18 protein-coding genes are annotated in these 16,252 nt (G+C 59.5%); 8 read left to right on the top strand and 10 right to left on the bottom strand.

All coding sequences use genetic code 11. The features are described 5' to 3' along the window. Positions 1-9: 9 nt before the first annotated feature. The 3 genes from ACEXKH_RS08850 to ACEXKH_RS08840 all read right to left on the bottom strand — a co-directional run bounded on the left by ACEXKH_RS08850 (position 10) and on the right by ACEXKH_RS08840 (position 3,307). Positions 10-375 carry an ArsR/SmtB family transcription factor gene (locus tag ACEXKH_RS08850; RefSeq protein WP_373573837.1) on the bottom strand — a complete coding sequence of 122 codons (366 nt, stop codon included), beginning with the start codon at positions 373-375 and terminating at the stop codon, positions 10-12. Between the two features lie 419 nt (positions 376-794). Continuing rightward, entirely contained in the window at positions 795-1,985 is a 1,191-nt protein-coding gene (locus tag ACEXKH_RS08845) for a hypothetical protein (protein WP_373573836.1), read from the bottom strand. Between the two features lie 353 nt (positions 1,986-2,338). Beyond that, positions 2,339-3,307, bottom strand: coding sequence for a 3'-5' exonuclease (locus tag ACEXKH_RS08840; protein ID WP_373573835.1), 969 nt, complete (start codon positions 3,305-3,307; stop codon positions 2,339-2,341). Positions 3,308-3,478: 171 nt separating this feature from the next. Between ACEXKH_RS08840 and ACEXKH_RS08835 the strand changes: the two genes are divergently transcribed. Then, on the top strand, positions 3,479-4,567 hold the full coding sequence (locus ACEXKH_RS08835) for a putative manganese transporter (protein ID WP_373573834.1): 1,089 nt from the start codon (positions 3,479-3,481) through the stop codon (positions 4,565-4,567). 18 nt (positions 4,568-4,585) lie between these two features. Here ACEXKH_RS08835 and ACEXKH_RS08830 read toward each other — a convergent pair whose 3' ends face one another. Both ACEXKH_RS08830 and ACEXKH_RS08825 read right to left on the bottom strand, forming a co-directional pair. After that, on the bottom strand, positions 4,586-5,068 hold the full coding sequence (locus tag ACEXKH_RS08830) for a YaiI/YqxD family protein (RefSeq protein ID WP_373573833.1): 483 nt from the start codon (positions 5,066-5,068) through the stop codon (positions 4,586-4,588). Next, complete coding sequence (locus tag ACEXKH_RS08825; RefSeq protein ID WP_373573832.1) at positions 5,069-5,671, bottom strand: HdeD family acid-resistance protein; 603 nt, start codon at positions 5,669-5,671, stop codon at positions 5,069-5,071. Between the two features lie 234 nt (positions 5,672-5,905). Between ACEXKH_RS08825 and ACEXKH_RS08820 the strand changes: the two genes are divergently transcribed. From ACEXKH_RS08820 to ACEXKH_RS08810, 3 genes are all read left to right on the top strand, one after another. Further along, entirely contained in the window at positions 5,906-6,577 is a 672-nt protein-coding gene (locus ACEXKH_RS08820) for a nitroreductase family protein (RefSeq protein ID WP_373573831.1), read from the top strand. 83 nt (positions 6,578-6,660) lie between these two features. After that, positions 6,661-7,203: a histidine phosphatase family protein gene (locus ACEXKH_RS08815; RefSeq protein ID WP_373573830.1), complete on the top strand. Its 543-nt coding sequence runs from the start codon at positions 6,661-6,663 to the stop codon at positions 7,201-7,203. 18 nt (positions 7,204-7,221) lie between these two features. Further along, positions 7,222-7,857: a histidine phosphatase family protein gene (locus ACEXKH_RS08810; protein WP_373573829.1), complete on the top strand. Its 636-nt coding sequence runs from the start codon at positions 7,222-7,224 to the stop codon at positions 7,855-7,857. 127 nt (positions 7,858-7,984) lie between these two features. On the opposite strand, the gene ACEXKH_RS08805 is transcribed toward ACEXKH_RS08810, so the two are convergent. Beyond that, complete coding sequence (locus ACEXKH_RS08805; RefSeq protein WP_373573828.1) at positions 7,985-8,674, bottom strand: DUF1015 family protein; 690 nt, start codon at positions 8,672-8,674, stop codon at positions 7,985-7,987. A gap of 39 nt (positions 8,675-8,713) precedes the next feature. Then, positions 8,714-9,946, bottom strand: coding sequence for a M20 family metallopeptidase (locus ACEXKH_RS08800; protein WP_373573827.1), 1,233 nt, complete (start codon positions 9,944-9,946; stop codon positions 8,714-8,716). A 142-nt stretch (positions 9,947-10,088) separates the two neighbouring features. On the opposite strand from ACEXKH_RS08800, the gene ACEXKH_RS08795 reads away from it, so the two are divergent. Then, positions 10,089-11,138, top strand: a complete 1,050-nt coding sequence (locus tag ACEXKH_RS08795) for a hypothetical protein (protein WP_373573826.1) — start codon at positions 10,089-10,091, stop codon at positions 11,136-11,138. Positions 11,139-11,487: 349 nt separating this feature from the next. On the opposite strand, the gene ACEXKH_RS08790 is transcribed toward ACEXKH_RS08795, so the two are convergent. From ACEXKH_RS08790 to ACEXKH_RS08780, 3 genes are all read right to left on the bottom strand, one after another. After that, positions 11,488-12,651 (bottom strand): phosphoglycerate dehydrogenase, encoded by a 1,164-nt coding sequence (locus ACEXKH_RS08790; protein ID WP_373573825.1) that lies wholly within the window; start codon positions 12,649-12,651, stop codon positions 11,488-11,490. 71 nt (positions 12,652-12,722) lie between these two features. Next, positions 12,723-13,847 carry a 3-phosphoserine/phosphohydroxythreonine transaminase gene (gene serC / locus ACEXKH_RS08785; protein WP_373573824.1) on the bottom strand — a complete coding sequence of 375 codons (1,125 nt, stop codon included), beginning with the start codon at positions 13,845-13,847 and terminating at the stop codon, positions 12,723-12,725. A gap of 136 nt (positions 13,848-13,983) precedes the next feature. After that, positions 13,984-14,274, bottom strand: coding sequence for a type II toxin-antitoxin system Phd/YefM family antitoxin (locus ACEXKH_RS08780; RefSeq protein ID WP_373573823.1), 291 nt, complete (start codon positions 14,272-14,274; stop codon positions 13,984-13,986). 340 nt (positions 14,275-14,614) lie between these two features. Here ACEXKH_RS08780 and ACEXKH_RS08775 point away from each other — a divergent pair, with 340 nt between their 5' ends. From ACEXKH_RS08775 to ACEXKH_RS08765, 3 genes are read left to right on the top strand one after another with little or no spacing between them, the layout of a single operon-like run. Next, complete coding sequence (locus ACEXKH_RS08775; protein WP_373573822.1) at positions 14,615-15,265, top strand: DUF1819 family protein; 651 nt, start codon at positions 14,615-14,617, stop codon at positions 15,263-15,265. A 1-nt stretch (position 15,266) separates the two neighbouring features. Continuing rightward, a complete protein-coding gene (locus ACEXKH_RS08770; RefSeq protein ID WP_373573821.1) occupies positions 15,267-15,959 on the top strand; it encodes a DUF1788 domain-containing protein in 693 nt (230 codons plus the stop codon). Between the two features lie 56 nt (positions 15,960-16,015). After that, a complete protein-coding gene (locus ACEXKH_RS08765) occupies positions 16,016-16,198 on the top strand; it encodes a hypothetical protein (RefSeq protein ID WP_373573820.1) in 183 nt (60 codons plus the stop codon). Positions 16,199-16,252 lie beyond the last annotated feature (54 nt).

Raw genomic sequence — 16,252 nt, 5'->3', positions numbered from 1 at the left:
GGTTGGTTGCTATTCGCAGATATGGCTCATGCCCTGGTTGAGCATGGTGTAGACGTGATCGTCGGCAAGCGAGTAGAGGATGTTGCGGCCGTCGCGGCGGAACTTGACCAGGTGCGACTGCTTAAGCGTGCGCAGCTGGTGCGATACTGCCGACTGCGAGGTTTCGGTCGCCTCGGCGATGTCTGCCACGCACAGCTCGCGGCCCATGAGGGCATAGAGAATCTTGATGCGCGTGGTATCGCTGAAGACCTTAAACAGGTCGGCGAGGTCGTAGAGAAGTTCCTCGTCGGGAAGGTCCTCGGGCGAGCAGGTGGTGGGGACGATCGGCTCGGTGGTCTCGATGTCGGTTTTCGTTTCATCAGTGTGGTCGCTCATTGCAATATCCTTTCATATGAACATGCGCTCATATAACTTATTTCCGATTATATGAGCGCATGTTCATATGTCAATATCGTTTAGGTAATCCGTCGTACAAAATGATGAGGAAAAGCGGACGAGATCCCGGACCAAGCGGTTTTGATAGGTGATGCCGGGGTGGGTGCCCCTGCGCCGTGCAAAAATTGGAGTATTCTGCAACGATAGGGGGTCTGCTAATTTATCGCAGGCCAAATAATGCAGCTAAAGAGTTATCTTAGGGTGGTAAACCGATGAGTTCTTCCTCAAATGTTGCCTAACGTTCTCACGCAAGAGTGATTTCGCTTCACTTTTGGATCCACTCGAGGGTGATGGACACCCGGCTTTGCTGAATACTCGCAATTTTGCACGTCGCTAGGGTACCCACCTTGTTGGTCAGCCTAGTTTCCGGCCCCGAAGACCCTGCCCTCGGGCGTGAAGCTGCTTGTTTGGTTGAGTGATGGGCTGTCGGGTCCGACAGTCTGCATGTCATCGATTGCCGGAGCCTCGTTAATCGTCGGATCATCCAATGTGATGCCTTCGAGCATTGCTTTTTCGAGGTCGATTCGTTGACGCTCTTCGGAATCCTGGCGAAGCTCCTCCTGGATTCGCTTCTTCTCCTCAATAAACCTTCTGAGCACAAACAGTCTCAGGTCTTCTTGCATGATTTGAAAGTCTTTTGGCAGACGCGAGGGGCGTATACCTTCTTTTCGTTGGATTGCCTCCATGACCCTAACGAAAGAGCTGGCATGCATAAAGGAATAACGGCTGACGGTGATGATTCCGTACCCCATGGACGCAAGTGCGTTCTTGCGTTCTTCGTCGATGGCGCGGTCTTCTTCCGCGTCGTGATAAAAACCGTTATATTCAATATCTGTTCGAGATTTCTTCAGATATGCATCCATAAAGAACTTTTTGCGCCTCGTGAGATTTTTTGCGGCGGCGGTGACCTTCACCTCGTAGTCGGTCTCAATTCCTTTAATGCCAAGCCCTCCTTCGCTTTTGGGCAACGTAAGCATCATGGCAAAGGCCGTTTCCATGGGAGATCGGCATCCATCGCGTACACATTGAATCGCCTTTCGGGCAAGGGCCAAACCGTCGCATCTGGTAATGGAATTAAAGAACTGCTTTAGCCTCTCGGTCGAGGTAAGCGCGAAACGCTCGGTATAGGAGGTTGAAGAGCCGGTTCCTAGGGAATAAGCGCCGCACAGTTCAAAGTAGTACTCCACCAGTTCGCGAAAAGAAAGATAGGTGGCGGCCTGAAGTGCACAAAGCTCAACACCAACAACGAAGATGCCTTCTCCGAGCTCTATAAAGCGTGAGTTTGAGAATCGCTTTGACGAAACGTGGCATTGACAGTTCATCGCGTAGCGCGCGTTCCTGCGATCAAACACCATTACCTCGAGGGGATCGTTTGCGTCGCGGGCAACATCATGTTTGGCGAGCCATTCTGCGGCTGCGTCGAGGAGTGCTCCGCTGGGGCATGATTCGTAAATTGCGGCAGAGCTGCAGGACTCGATGTCTTTCGCAGACACCGAATGCGCGGCCTGGTAGACCGCTTTTGCAGTGGTATGTGACAATACGATACTCATGGCATATATCGTGTCAGCTAATGCCGCGTTGATGGCGCTGAGTGGGAAAGCCGTTTTAGCGGTCTAACCAAATGCTGTCCAAAAGCTTGACGCGATTATGGGTTGATACGCCCTAAATAAATGTTTTCGCAGCTCGGCTATAGCATAGAAATACTCAATTGCTGCACATTTGGTATCGATGTATCGCCATCCGAACACAAATCACGTGTCGGGAAAGTGCCGAAATAGTTAAAAAAATAGGGTTCAGAATTTGTGAAGAGCGGGCCTGCTTGTGGAACGTAGGGCGGCCCCGCCGCGAGGTTTCCCGCTGCGAGGCCGCTCGTGATCTACGCCGTGGTTTGTCGCAGACGTTTCTACTTCGCAAACAGGTTCTTGAGGTTGAACTCGGCCTGGACGGTACGGAGCATGAGGTCGGTGTCGTCGAGGCCCAGGTGCTGCTCGTTGGCGTCGGCGGCGAGGGTTCCACGGCGGCGCGCCCAGTTCTCGAGCGCAGCGGGCGCGGATTCGCGGGGGAGCGAGCGCACGTCGGCGTCCAGGCTGCGGCAGATCTGGCGCGAGTCGATGACGATGATCTTGCCTGCACGGCGTGCCTCGGCGTAACCGTCCAGATGAATTTTGAACCAGCTGTCCTCGAAGGCGGCATTGTGCGCCATATAGGGATACTTCTTCATGAGCTTGAGCAACTGCTTCTGCAGCTCCTTGTTCTCGCGGAACGGTTTTTTGCCGTCGATGTCGTCCCAGGTGATGTGATGGATGTTCGATAGCGGCACATCCTCGCCGTGGTAGATGTCGGGCAGACCGCAGTAGTGCGCCTCGGCGTCATGCGGCACGGCGTCGCTGGTGAGATCCATGATCTCCCAGCCCACGTTGATGATGTAGCCGCGCTCGGGCGCGCGACCGGTGGTCTCGATGTCGATGCCCAGCACCGTGCCTTGGATGGGCTTGCGGGCATAGGCCACGCCGAGTGCGTCGCGGTCACCGCGGATCTCGCGCATAACGGACGCGGCGGTGCGCTTTTGCATCTTCCCGATGGCGGCGCAGGTGTCGGCGTCGGACAGGCCGCGCGAGAGCGTCGCGGGCGTCACGTTGCGCAGGCGCGCCTCGCCGATCTGGTCGCACAGGTCGCGGTTGCGGTCGGCCAGGTCGCGCACGGTGGCAAAGTCGAAGCCAGGGTCGCCCTCGGCGGTAAAGTACTCGGTCTCGAGCACTTTGAGGGCCTCCTCGCCCTTCTGGCGCTCGGACTCCATGGCGCCGTGGTCGCCGTAGATAAACATGGGGATAAACGGCTGGCGCTCGTATTCGAGTGCTTGCGAAACATTCATATGCTGCTCCTTGGACGGGCCGCGTCGCGCGGCTCGGGGTTACTGAGTTGTGGCGAGATGATAGTTTACCATGGGCAACTATTGGCACCGCGCCCGGGACAACTACAATACCCTAGTTGACCGCTAGGACTTTTACAATGCTGCCGAAAGACACGAAAGGTTCCATCCGTCATGGATTTGCTGATTGATATTCTGCTCGACGCCGGCAAGGACACGCTGTCCCTGGTGCCGTTTTTGTTGGTGACGTATTTGGCTCTTGAAACCCTTGAGCACGTTGCGGGCGGCCGCGTCAACGGCGCTATCAAGCGCGCCGGCGCCGCGGGTCCGGTTGTCGGATCGTTGCTGGGCATGGTGCCACAGTGCGGGTTTTCGGCCATGGCAGCAACACTGTACGCCGGCCGTGTCGTGACGCTGGGCACGCTGGTTGCAGTTTTCCTCTCGACCTCAGACGAGATGCTGCCGTTGTTGCTTGCCGAGCAAGTTCCCGTACAGACCATGGCGATGCTTTTGGCTTCGAAGGCGCTGATCGCGCTGGTCACGGGCTTTATCGTGGACGCCGCCGTTCGCGGGTTGCGCCGCAACGTCCGCGCGCATACGGCGATTCGTCGCACCGTGCTGGGGACCGCGGTCAATCCGGCCCACGTGAACTGCGCGCACGATGACCACAGCGGTGGCGACATCATTGACGAGGTGGCCGAGGCGGGCGTGAGCGCCGATCACCTCCACGAGCTGTGTGAGCGCGACCATTGCGGCTGCGATGAAGACGAGGGCGAACCCGACCACGGACACGGCCACGATCACGGTCATGGGGGCGAGCATGAACACCACCACGGCCACGATCACTCCCACTTACACGAAGGCGCGCCCGTCGTGTCGATTATCCGCAGCGCAATCTCGCACACCGTGCAGGTGTCGGTATTCATTTTCCTGGTGACGCTAATTCTGGTCGCCGTCCTTGAGACCTTTGGCGAGTCCGCAATCGAGCAGTTCCTGCGCGGCAATGAGACACTCGCCGTCCTGGGCTCGGCACTTGTCGGTCTGATCCCCAACTGCTCGGCCAGCGTCGTTATTACGCAGTTGTACCTCGAAGGTGCGCTGCAGCTGGCCCCGATGCTCGCCGGCACGCTCATCTCTGCCGGCGTGGGCTACCTGGTGCTGTTCCGCACCAACCGCAGTGCCCGCGAAAACGCCCTGTTTCTGGTCATGATGTACGTCATCGGCGCCGGTTGGGGACTCGTTCTCTCCGCCTTCGGGCTCTAAGCCCAAAATCTACCTTGTTTAGCGTAACAGCTCGGTGAGGTTGCGTTTAAAGCGGGCTCGGTCCTCGCTGGTGAAGGCTGCCGGCCCGCGGGTGCGACCGCCAGCGCGACGCACCTTCTTTTCCTCGTGGCGAATAAACAGTTGCATGTCGATGGTCGCCTTATCGTAGACACGCCCGCGCACGCCGATAGCGGCGGCATCGCGTCCGAGCACCATGCTCGCCAGGCCAATGTCCTGCGTCACGACCACGTCGCCAGCCTGCAGGCGCTCGATAATGGCAAAGTCGGCGCTATCGGCGCCCACGCTCACATCGAGCGTCGTGACCCAAAAGCCGCGTCGAGCGTGCTCGGCGTCGCGCGGATCGTCGCGGCGAATGTGGCGTTCCAGGTTCTGCGTGCTGTTGCCGGTGATAACGACGGCGACGCCCGCCCTCCGCGCGCAGTCGATTGACTCGCGCGTGACCGGGCAGGCGTCGGCATCAATAAAAAGCGTCTTTGGCATCTAGTGCACCAGTTTGCCAAACTGAATGGCGCGAACAATGAGCGTCACGCCAAACACCAGCAGCGCCGCGCCGCTAAAGATGACGAGCATCTTGGCCGACCACAGCGGATAGATAAACACGAACATGCCCGCGATGATGGAGAGCGCGCCGCTCAGGATGGCGAGGGCGCGGTTGGACGAAAGCTCGGACTCCAGAATGGACATGACACCTTCGACGATCCAGCCAAAGCCGGCGACGACCACTACAAGCGTGGTGAGCGTCGCGGTCGAGAAGGCCTGGTTGCGCAGGATTATGACGCCGCCCAGAATGATGAGCAAGTTGGAGATGATGCTCGTAACGCGCCAGCCGGTGGGCAGCAGCGGCTCGAAAACAGCGGTAAACAGCCTGATTGCGGCCGTGATCACAAAGTAGAAGCCCAAGACGGTCGTTAGGAAGACGAGGGACTTGGCGGGCGCAAACAGCAGTGCGATGCCGGCGACGAGTGCCAAGACGCCCGTGATGGCGTAAATCCAGCGCACGGCCTTGACAGCCTTGCCTGCCATGCTTTTCTCGTCAAATCCAAACGCGCTCGATTGCTTGTCATCGTTCTTAAAGATGCCCATGATGTCTCCTTTCTGTGCGGCGTAAGCCGTAGCTCTTACAACCAGTATCGCCCAAGGGCGCCGTCGCGTGGGGCGGAAAGGGCGAACGGGAGCCTCACCTTCCCGAATTGTTATCTTTGTTCCCGTTTGGATGTGGGATATTCAACAGATGTAGAACATTGCGGCTCTGTTCGTTATTGCCTACGTTTTAGGTTAGATTTTCTTAAGGACAATTGGCTTTTATTGGGGGGTCCTATGAACGAAACAGTTCCCGCAGCGCCGGTAAGCGCCGAGTCGATGGCAAAGCAGGGTTGCGAAAAGCTTGGCCTGGACACGTTTGACACGCTGGTCCGCCGCGCCCGCACGTGCCGCCGATTTGACGAGTCCATGCGCGTACCGCGCGAGTTTTTGCTCGAGCTGGCGGAGCTGGCACACCTGGCCCCTTGCGGCGCCAACGCTCAGCGCCTGCGCTTTCATGTGGTGAGCGGTGCCGAGGACTGCGCGCGCGTATTTGATGAGCTCGCGTGGGCCGGCGCGCTTAAGGACTGGCCGGGTCCCGATGAGGGCGAGCGCCCGACCGGCTACATCGCGATTCTTGCCGAGCGCGCTGTTCCGGGTAAGCCCGCCGCGCCCATCACCGAGGTCGACACCGGCATTGCCGCTCAGACGATGATGCTCGCCGCTCGCAGCGCCACGCCCGAGGTGGCAGCCTGCATGTTCAAGGCCTTTACGCCCCACGCGATCGATGCCATGGGGCTCGATAACGACAAGTATGAGCTCAAGCTGATTATGGCGTTTGGCGTTCCGGCCGAGACGCAGGTGATCGACGCGATCGACTCCAACCCGGATGGCTCTATCAATTACTGGCGCGATGAGGTGCAGATGCATCACGTGCCCAAGCGTCCGCTTGCCGACGTACTGGTGTAGTTGAGCGTCGTTGCGGCGCGAGCCGGCGGCAAAACCACCACAAAGGCGTCCGTCTCCTTCGTGGTGGTGCGAGGGGAGGGCGTGTGGCCGATCTGTATTTGGTGCGGCATGGGCAGACCGAGCTCAATGTGAAGAACATTTTGCAGGGCTGGCACGATTCGCCGCTTACGGCGCGCGGGCGCGAGCAAGCGCTGGCGACGCGTGCGGCGTTCGAGGACCGCGGCGTGACCTTTGACCATGTGTATTCGTCTCCGTTGGGACGGGCGCGGTGTACGGCCGAGCTTATCGTTGGCGAGGGTCGTTCCATAGAGCTGGTCGATGAACTGCGCGAGTGGCATTTGGGTTCGTTGGAGGGCACATCAAACCGTGAGATGCCGGCGCAACCCTGGGGCGATTATCCGGTTGCCTTTGGTGGCGAGTCGGAAAGTGAGCTTCGCGCACGCATGGTCGCGGCGCTGTCCCGTATCATGGCCCGACCGCAGCACAACTGCGTGCTGGCCGTCTCCCACGGCTCAGCCTGCCAGGAGTTTCTTAGATGCGTGACTGGCGGGGGAGAGCAACCCGACAACGGTGCCGTGCTTCATTTTGGCTATTTCGACGGGGCGTTTTCGCTCTTGGGTTGGTAACAAACGAAAGGACCCCCTATGAATAAAGAGCTGTATCTGGTCCGTCATGGACAGACGATATTTAACCTCAAACGCATTATTCAGGGCTGGAGTGACTCGCCGCTTACGCAGCTGGGATGCGACCAGGCGGCGCGTGCCGGCATGTTCTTGCGTGCGCGCGGCGTTGAACCCGACCACGCCTACACCTCCACACTTCATCGCACCGAGCAGACTATCGCCAACTTGTGGCCGGGCTTGGCGTACGAGCGCCTGGACGGCCTGCGTGAGTGGTTCTTTGGCGACTTTGAGGCCGAGCGCGTGATGCTCATGCCCGAGCGCCCGTGGCGCGACTTCTATTGCCAGTTTGGCGGCGAGGGCCAGATGCAGGTGCGCGAGCGCATGGTGGCGACGTTGGCCGAGCTTATGCGGCGTCCGGACCATATGTGCGTGCTCGCGGTAAGCCATGGCTCGGCTATCAAGGAGTTTATGGATTACGTGAAGGGCGCGGCGGCAGACGAGCGCGACCGTGTTCCGGGCAATTGCTCGGTGTTGCACTTTGCGTTTGATGATGCGACGGATACGTTTGAACTGGTTGAGATCTTTACGCAGGAAGACTACGCGCGCGAGCTGGGGCTTGAGCCGCTCGTGGCGGCAGCAGGCCCGCAGCGCGGATAGCGCGGGCGTGGCGATGTGGATCGCCGACATCATTGCCTGATGTGAAAGGGGCGGGGATGCATGCGCATGTATCCCCGCCCCTTGTTTGTTGAGCTATCGAGTCTTTGTGCTGGGCGTTTAGACTCTGTTAGAACCGCGCGATTTGGTGGGTGAGCAGACCCGTCGGGATCTGCGGCGCGGTGCCGGCGACCTGCGCGACGGGGAATAACGCGGCAGCGGTAAAGTTGAACGGCTCCTTGCCGGTGTACGTTCCGGCGGCACGGGCCTCATCGGCCAGCAGCTGCGACGCCCCTACTAGTGCGGCAGCGTAGGCGGGGTCGTCGGCCAGTGCCGGCTCCGGTGCTTGGTCGAGCATGGCGCGGATGGCCCCGACGGCGTCCTCGCGCTTGACCTCCCACACACGGTGTGTAATGCCGGCGGGGTCGGTGACGGCATAGAGCGAAGCGCCCTCTTTGGCGGCGCCGAGGATGATATCCATGACGGGTGAGGCCTCGTAGGCGAGCGACACGGGGCGCGGCTGTACCTTGAGCTCGGCGATTGCGCGCGCGGCGGCGAGCGCGTCGACGTTTTCGGCGGCAGCCTCATCGCTGCCCGTCAGCACGTTAATCGGGCAAATCGCCACGACGCCCGTCGCGCGCCCCGGCTCTCCTGAGCATTCGTACACGTAATACGCCGCGCCTGGATCCTTGAGCATCAGGCCGTCGGCGATGGCGCCGCGCAGGGCGTCGTTGCCGCTCAGGATACCGCCCATCGCAGGCAGCGCTTCGAGCACGCGGTCCTGAGCCGGTCGGATGCAGGGAAACGGAAGTGCTTTCATGGGCGGTCCTAACGTGTGAGTCGGTTTGTTCGCGGCTTATTATGCCCCAACTTGGCCGCTTGCGTCCCAGAGCACGTTATCGGCGAGCGCGATGAGCACCTGCTGACAACGAACGATATCGGCGCGGGGCACATGCTCGTTGGGCTTGTGCGCGAGCGCGAGCGAGCCGGGGCCGTAGCTCATGCAATTTCGGTTACCTGTCTTGCCGGCAATGACAGCGGTGTCGGTGTAGCCGGTAAAGAAGCCGACGGTCGTGTCCGCGTCCGTCGTGTCGTCTGCCGCGTGCTTGAGTGCAGCTAGAAGGGGAGAGTTCGGGTCGCGCTCGATGGCGGGGCGGTCGCCTGTCACGGTATAGCTGCCATGGCAGCCGGGGACCGCGGCCTCGGCGACGGCGATGGCCTGCTCTACCATGCGCGTCACGGTGGCCGTATCGGTCGGCGGGGTCAGGCGCATATCGACCCAGACCTTGGCGTGATCGGGCACGACATAGGGACGGTAGCCACCCTCGATCTGTCCAAACGTGATGGTCGATGGCCCCAGCTCATCGTGTACGGGCAGCGCCATGAACGCGCGGCGTAACGCGCAGACGACCTCGGTCATGGCGGCGACGGCATCCGCGCCCTTCCAGGGCTGGCTCGCATGCGCCGTCACGCCGGTCATCTCAATCTCGAACCATGTGCGTCCCTTGTGCGCCACCTGGATCTGTCCATCGGTGGGCTCGGTGTCCAGTACCCATTCGCGCGAGCCGACCCAGCCGGCGTCGATGGCCGCCTCGGAGCCGCGCATAAAGTCTTCCTCGTCGACCGAGCAGATGAGCGAAAAGCCGCGGCGGGGCAGCGCGCCATCCGCCGCCACGCGCTCGAGCGTATGGACCAGTGCGGCAATGGCGCAGGCCAGGCCACCCTTCATATCGCAGGCGCCGCGGCCATAGAGTTTATCGTCACGCACGATTGCTCCGAGCGGGGGAATGCCTGCGTCCCAACCGTCTCCCAAGGTGACGGTATCCATGTGGCAGATGTAGACGAGCCGTGGCTCGTCGCTCAAACCGGGCACGGTGACCATAAGGTTGCGGCGTCCGGGGAGCACCTCGAGCTCCTCGACCCGTATGGCATCGAGTGTCGGGTGGTTCAACCGTGCCAGCCGTTTCTCAACCAGCGCTTTGATATATCGCTCAATTTCATCCTCATACGCGCCCGGGTCTGAGCTGTCGATCCGCACAAGCTCCTGCGCAAGCCGCCAGGCAAGGTCCTCGTCAACCATATGCAACCTCACAATCAGTCTGCTTTCCAAACCGATTGTAAGCCTCCTGAGAGATCCGCGGCGTGCGCGCAGCAGTATTTACCGTTCGCAGGCCGAGCCAGCGCGTTTGCCGTCCGAGCGGGTTCACAAACGGCGCGGTGGGTACGTAGCCTTTATGGATGACATGCTGTGCGACATATCTGCCTTTCGGTATCACCGGATACCTCCACAGGTCTTGGCGATAATGCCGGACCTGCCCGATTCTGTAGACGATCCGCGCAGGGAGCATCTTTGTGAGCACCCGCTCGTCAAGCATTTCCTGGGCACCCCGTTACACGTGTTGGCGCAGGGCGGCTGCGGGCGTAAGGGCGATCGCATTGTCAGGCATGTTTGGAACGGGGAGAGGCCGTTTGATTCCGTGCGGCAGACAGAGTTTGGCCTCGATGTCGCGTCCCCGCTCTTTACCCTGTTGACCCTAGCTTCCTCGGTCTCAAACGAGCGCCTGATCATGTGCATGTATGAGGTGTGCGGCACCTTTGCCGTGTGCAAGATTGCGCCTCAGGTAAAGTCGGCACTTGTGCAGGCTTATGGGGACCAGTGGGGTGACGCACAGTTGGGCTGGGAAAACGTAAAGGATGCCTCGGGGAATCCAACGGACTTGTGGAAACGATCGCCCTTGATCGAGATCTCTGAACTAACGGAGTTCGCCAATAAGATCCGGGGGCTCCGCGGCGCTAAATCGTTCATACGAGCCGCGAAATGCATTACGGGGATGGCAGCATCGCCGCTCGAGGTCCAGGCTTCGATGCTGTTTGGCCTTTCGAGGTTGCGCGGCGGCGAAGGGCTGCGCCTTACCAATAACGTCGAGATTCGTATGACGCGCAGCGCCCGCCTGATTTCGGGGCTTGATAGGCGCTATGCCGATATCCTGCTGGCAAATAAGGACGGCAGCCGAGAGTGCCTTGTTGAATGCCAGGGTAAAGCCATACACGGATCCATAGAATCCAAGATCTCGGACTCCGACCGAACGACGGCACTGCAAGCGATGGGATATCCCGTCGTTTTGATGACCTATGGTCAGCTGGCCGACCCCGATGCCTTCCGCGTGGTGATGGAACTCATCATGTCCTATCTCGATGCGCCGTTGAAAGACAAGACACCGCGGCAGCAGGAGCTCGAACGGCGGCTTCGTGAGGAGATTTTTATCGATTGGGCGGGAATGTAGTCGTGCAGGTGGAAAGCGGTCGCGCGAACTAGAGTTTTGGGCGCGAAAAAGGCTTCAGTTTCGCCTTGGAAGGGTTATAAAATTGCTATCCAGAACAAGTTGTTTCGGAAAATCGACAGTCAACTTGAATGTGGTATATAGAGATCGATTTTTACCTGCTAAAGCCCCTGATAAAGCTGTTTATCAAAGCAGGTGTGCTCGGTGATTTGGGTATGACTGTCTATTATCCGAAAAAACTTGTTCTGGGTAGCATTTTCAAAACCGGCCGGAGCAACGAAAAAGGCCCCCGTTTCGTGAAAACGGGGGCCGAATGGGCTTCATGGTCTTCCTGGCAGGCTTGGTGCCGTCGCTATTTGATCACGCGCACGCGATACATCGACGGAATCTGCTTGAGCGCCTCGATGGTGCTGCTGTCCAGGTGCTCGTCCGTGTCGAACATGGTGTAGGCGTTCTCGCCAGCGGACTCGTTGGTCATACGCTGCACGTTGGCGTTGTCCTTGGCGAGAATGGCCGTGATCTGGCCGATCATGTTGGGCACGTTGGCGTGCAGGCAGGCGATGCGGCTCGCGGCGCGCGCCTTGCCCATGCTGCAGGCGGGGTAGTTGACGCTGTGTGCGATGTTACCGTTCTCCAGGTAATCCTTGAGCTCGCTGATGGCCATGTCGGCGCAGTTGGCCTCGGCCTCGCCGGTGCCGGCGCCCGAGTGCGTGGTGATAAACGTGTTGGGCATCTTGACGGTCTTGGGCGTGGCAAAGTCGCAGCTAAACCAGCTCAGCTTGCCCTCGCGCAGGGCAGCGTCGACGGCGTCCTCGTCAATGATGGTTTCGCGCGCGTAGTTGATGAGCACGGCGTCGGATGCCAGCAGGTTAATCTGCTCGGTGCTGATCATGCCGATGGTGTCTGCCTTGCTGGGCACGTGCACGGTGAGGTAGTCGCAGCCGCGGCACAGATCCTCGAGCGTGCCCACGCGCTGCACCTCGCGGCTCAGCACCCACGCGTGCTCAACGGAAATGAACGGATCGTAGCCGTAGACGTCCATGCCCAGATCGACGCAGGCGTTGGCGACCTTGGAGCCCACGTTGCCCAGGCCGATGACGCCGATGCGCTTGCCCTTGAGCTCGCGGCCCACAAAGGCCTTCTTGGCCTTCTCGGCATCGACCTGGATCTCGGGGTCGTCGGCGTTGTCACGCACCCAGTTCATCGACTGCACTACGCCGCGGCTCGAAAGCACCAGCATGCCCAGGACGAGCTCCTTGACGGCGTTGCTGTTGGCGCCGGGGGAGTTAAAGACGACGACGCCCTTCTTGGCGTACTCCTCGACGGGGATGTTGTTGACGCCGGCACCGCAGCGGGCGATGGCGCGGATGCCCTCGGGCAGCTCGTAGCCGTGCAGGTCGGTCGAGCGCATCAGGATCGCGTCGGCCTCTTCGGCGGTGCTCACAAATTCGTAGCCCTCGCCAAACTCGACTTTGCCGTCCTTGGTGATGTCGTCGATGGTCTTAATCTTGCGCATGAAAAACTCCTTAGCAGGTTTTGATCTAAACAGGGTGGTTTGAAGTGGCTGGTCGGCCCGCGTGTTGCGGGCTAGTTAGATCGCGGACTCAAACTATGCTGCGCTTCGAAGTCCTTCATGTACGTGGCCAGCGCCTGTACGTCCTCCATGGTGACGGCGTTGTACACGCTGGCGCGCATGCCGCCGACGAGGCGATGGCCTTTGACGTTTTGGATCTGGTGCTCTGCCGCGCCCGCAACAAAAGCGGCGTCGAGGTCGGCGTCGCCGGTGCGGAAGGTGACGTTGGCGATGGAGCGGCTGTCCTCCTGCGCGGTGCCATGGAACAACTCGCTTTGCTCGAGCAGGTCGTAGAGCAGGTTGGCCTTGGCCCAGTTGCGCTCGGCCATGGCTGCGAGCCCGCCGGTCTGCTCAACCCAACGGAACACCTTGCCGCACACATAGATGCCAAAGGTGTTGGGCGTGTTGAGCATGGAGCCCTTGGCGGCCTGGGTCTTAAGGTCCAGGTACTGCGGCGTCTGCGCAAAGGCGGGGCCTTCGGCGATCAGGTCGTCGCGCACGATAACCACGGTCACGCCCGCGGCGCCGGCGTTTTTCTGAGCGCCGGCGTAGATGAGTCCGTAGCGCTTGACGTCGAGCGGCTGCGACAAAAAGCAGCTCGAGACATCGGCGACCAGCGGCACGTCGCCGCAATCGGGCAGCTGGTGGAACATGGTGCCAAAGATGGTGTTGTTCTGGCAGATGTAGACGTAGTCGAGCCCGTCGTCCGCAGCCTCGGCGGCAATGCGCGCGCTGATGTCGGCCATGTCGGGAATGCGGTCGAAGTTGGTGTCCTCGGAGCACGCGAGCAGCACGGCCTCGCCGTACTTGGCGGCCTCTTTGTACGCCTTGTTGGCAAAGTTGCCGGTCACGACGTAGCCGGCGCGGCCGCGGCGCATGAGGTTCATGGGGATGCCCGCAAACTGCAACGTGGCGCCGCCCTGCAAAAACAGGACACGGTAGTTGTCGGGGATGCTCAGCAGGCGACGCAGGGTTGCCTCGGCGTCATCGATGATCTGCTGGTACATGCTAGATCGATGGCTCATCTCGAGCACGGACATGCCGCAACCGCGGTAGTCCATCATCTCGTCGGCGATCTCGGCGAGCACGCTTGTAGGCAGCGCGGCCGGGCCAGCTGAGAAGTTGTGCACACGTGCCATCTTCTAGTTCCCCCTCGTAGTCGTTTGAACGTTCGGGATACTTTAGCACAGTGGAGCGCCAGGCGCGACCGCATCACGGTAAAACTCGAGTGCGCCGCTATGATTTACAGGATGGTTACATGGGGGAGGGGCGACCTTACCTGATGGCTCGCATCCGATCCGCCTCGGCCTTCGCTTGTTTCCAGGGGCGCACACGGTCTTTTACGAGGTCATCGTAGCCGCGGGCGATGGATTGCTGAATGCGATCCTCGCGTTCCTGAATGGCGGTTAGTGCGCGCGTCTGCTCGTCATAGGCCTCGGCATCCATGACGACAAGCGATGCCGACCCGTTTTTGGTTAGGTAGACGGGCTCTTTGGTTTGGTGGCAGCTATCTGCTATGGAACCAAAGTTGCGTTGCAGATCTGAAATAGGCTTTACGACAGGCATATGAAACTCCTTACATAGAATCATATGTATAACTCTATGTTGAGTGTAGCGGAGGGTGGCGTTGGGCGCGTGCGTGCCTGCATTCGTAAGCGCGGTTGTCTGGCAAGTGTGATTTGGGGCGACCTCGTTAAAGTTTCTAAGCTGCGAAAATGACCGTTAACCGGATTAAATTTTGTTGCTCAACATTTGACACTCTGGGCGTGGTAACTTTTTTACCAACAGGTATGATTATTGTCATGTGCGCCGCGCCTGCCTGCCGGGTTGCGGCGCACTTGTGACAGCCTTTGACACCCTTGGAGCGTGTACTGTGGATGTAACCACAAAAAGCGTTCGGGGGGGGGTGCTCACCCGCGAGCAATTCCTCCCGCATGAGATGCGCATCGTCGCTGCCCTTCGTATGCAGGGCGCAAGCGACGAGCAGGTCATTGTACGCGTAAAGAGTGAGAACCTCTTTCAATATCCCACGGAGCGCATGGTCGCCAACCGCGCAACCGTGTGCCTTCGCCGCCTTGACGCCATGGTGCCCACGGACGCCGTATGCGCCGCGCGCGGCATCGACCCCAAAACCGCCGTCGAGGCTGCGTCATCCCTAACCAGGCTCATGGCATCCGGCACTCCCACGCAGGCGGACCAGGCCATCTTCTACAGCATGATCTGCCGCTACGATATCGTGCGCGAGCTCGTGCTCGTCGAGGTAGGGGAGCGCCTACAAAACTTCGATTATGCCTTTACGGCGGTTGACATCAACGCCTTTATGACACGTTTTACCACGGAGTATCCGGACGCGGCCCGCTGGACTGAGGCCACGGTCAAGCGCATTAAGGGCTCGCTCCGCCAGACGCTCCGCCATGCCGGCCTTATCGGCGAGGGCCAGGGCCCGGAGTCCGAGCGCCTGTCTGCGCTCTTCCTTGACCCCGATATTGAGCATGCCCTTCTGCAGCTTGGCGAACAGTCGCTTGTCGTTGCCCTTACAGGAAGGGCGGTAATCTAGCATGGCGCACATCAGCACCGCCGACGGTCCCGCGATAACTCCGGCGACCGACATCACCGCCAACATCGGTATCCGCTCCCGCGACCGCGTCGTGGCAGCCCATTCCCATGCCAAACGCGCCCGCCAGGAGTTCGAGCGGCGCTCTCAGCTCCTCTGCGCATGTCTGAGCAACGAGGATTTTCTCTCCAACAAAGGCATCGGCAACGAGATTGGATTTCATACCTTCTGCTACGACCCGGCGCTCGAGTTTGAGGCCCGCGCGTTATTTGACACCCTGGTGCATGACTCCGCGGCTGGCAAGCTCCCCTGTGCGCTCAAGGTCGTAAACCTCTATGACGTTGTGCTGGCGATTCTTGATGACCTCGATGTTCTTGAAGCCATGCAAGAGCAAGAAACTGATTTTGGCTCAAAGGCAGTGCTCGATGACGTGGTTGATTATTGCCAGCCTGATGTTGTCTCCGATGTGGTTTTGGACCTGACGCAACCACATGTACCGGGCGATGCGATTTTGCTCGTTGGGGTTGGTGAGGTTTACCCCTTTTTGAGAGTCCATAACCTGTTCGATTCAATGCAGTCTGACTTTTCTGATGTCCCCGTTATTGCGGCTTACCCCGGCACCTTTAACGGTTCATCTGTCACCTTGTTTAACAGGCTTGCAGCAGAGAATTACTATCGCGCAATCGATATCTCTTAAGTGCGACTTTCCGCCCGCTTTGTTGACTGCCGTTCTCCAGCTTTAAGGAGTTTACAATGGATAACACAACTGTTCGCAATCTCTTCGCGAAGGACATCAACCGTTCCATTAATGGTGTTGTTGTCGCTGACGATGAGAAAGACGAGTCAATTAGGCAAGAGCTTAGCGAGTATGTGGTGACGCGCGAGCTGCAAGGTCACTTCGCAACTTTATTTAAGGCTCTGTTAGACCAGGATTGACATACATGTGTCCCCACGGTGCCATATCGTTGACCCCATAGACCGCGATGATGG

Origin of the sequence: Collinsella aerofaciens ATCC 25986, from assembly GCF_964259375.1 — a bacterium.
In the GTDB taxonomy this organism is placed as follows: Bacteria; Actinomycetota; Coriobacteriia; order Coriobacteriales; family Coriobacteriaceae; genus Collinsella; species Collinsella aerofaciens_BO.
Note: the sequence above shows the minus strand (reverse complement) of the source record. Positions and strands in the feature narration are given on the sequence as shown.

What these genes read in the sequence shown, in the direction of transcription:
- ACEXKH_RS08795 (WP_373573826.1), top strand. Translation starts at nt 10,089, where the DNA reads ATGGATGACATGCTGTGCGACATATCTGCCTTTCGGTATCACCGGATA.
- ACEXKH_RS08850 (WP_373573837.1), bottom strand. Translation starts at nt 375, where the DNA reads ATGAGCGACCACACTGATGAAACGAAAACCGACATCGAGACCACCGAG.
- ACEXKH_RS08835 (WP_373573834.1), top strand. Translation starts at nt 3,479, where the DNA reads ATGGATTTGCTGATTGATATTCTGCTCGACGCCGGCAAGGACACGCTG.
- ACEXKH_RS08840 (WP_373573835.1), bottom strand. Translation starts at nt 3,307, where the DNA reads ATGAATGTTTCGCAAGCACTCGAATACGAGCGCCAGCCGTTTATCCCC.
- ACEXKH_RS08805 (WP_373573828.1), bottom strand. Translation starts at nt 8,674, where the DNA reads ATGAAAGCACTTCCGTTTCCCTGCATCCGACCGGCTCAGGACCGCGTG.
- ACEXKH_RS08765 (WP_373573820.1), top strand. Translation starts at nt 16,016, where the DNA reads ATGGATAACACAACTGTTCGCAATCTCTTCGCGAAGGACATCAACCGT.
- ACEXKH_RS08770 (WP_373573821.1), top strand. Translation starts at nt 15,267, where the DNA reads ATGGCGCACATCAGCACCGCCGACGGTCCCGCGATAACTCCGGCGACC.
- ACEXKH_RS08830 (WP_373573833.1), bottom strand. Translation starts at nt 5,068, where the DNA reads ATGCCAAAGACGCTTTTTATTGATGCCGACGCCTGCCCGGTCACGCGC.
- serC (WP_373573824.1), bottom strand. Translation starts at nt 13,847, where the DNA reads ATGGCACGTGTGCACAACTTCTCAGCTGGCCCGGCCGCGCTGCCTACA.
- ACEXKH_RS08845 (WP_373573836.1), bottom strand. Translation starts at nt 1,985, where the DNA reads ATGAGTATCGTATTGTCACATACCACTGCAAAAGCGGTCTACCAGGCC.
- ACEXKH_RS08780 (WP_373573823.1), bottom strand. Translation starts at nt 14,274, where the DNA reads ATGCCTGTCGTAAAGCCTATTTCAGATCTGCAACGCAACTTTGGTTCC.
- ACEXKH_RS08810 (WP_373573829.1), top strand. Translation starts at nt 7,222, where the DNA reads ATGAATAAAGAGCTGTATCTGGTCCGTCATGGACAGACGATATTTAAC.
- ACEXKH_RS08820 (WP_373573831.1), top strand. Translation starts at nt 5,906, where the DNA reads ATGAACGAAACAGTTCCCGCAGCGCCGGTAAGCGCCGAGTCGATGGCA.
- ACEXKH_RS08790 (WP_373573825.1), bottom strand. Translation starts at nt 12,651, where the DNA reads ATGCGCAAGATTAAGACCATCGACGACATCACCAAGGACGGCAAAGTC.
- ACEXKH_RS08825 (WP_373573832.1), bottom strand. Translation starts at nt 5,671, where the DNA reads ATGGGCATCTTTAAGAACGATGACAAGCAATCGAGCGCGTTTGGATTT.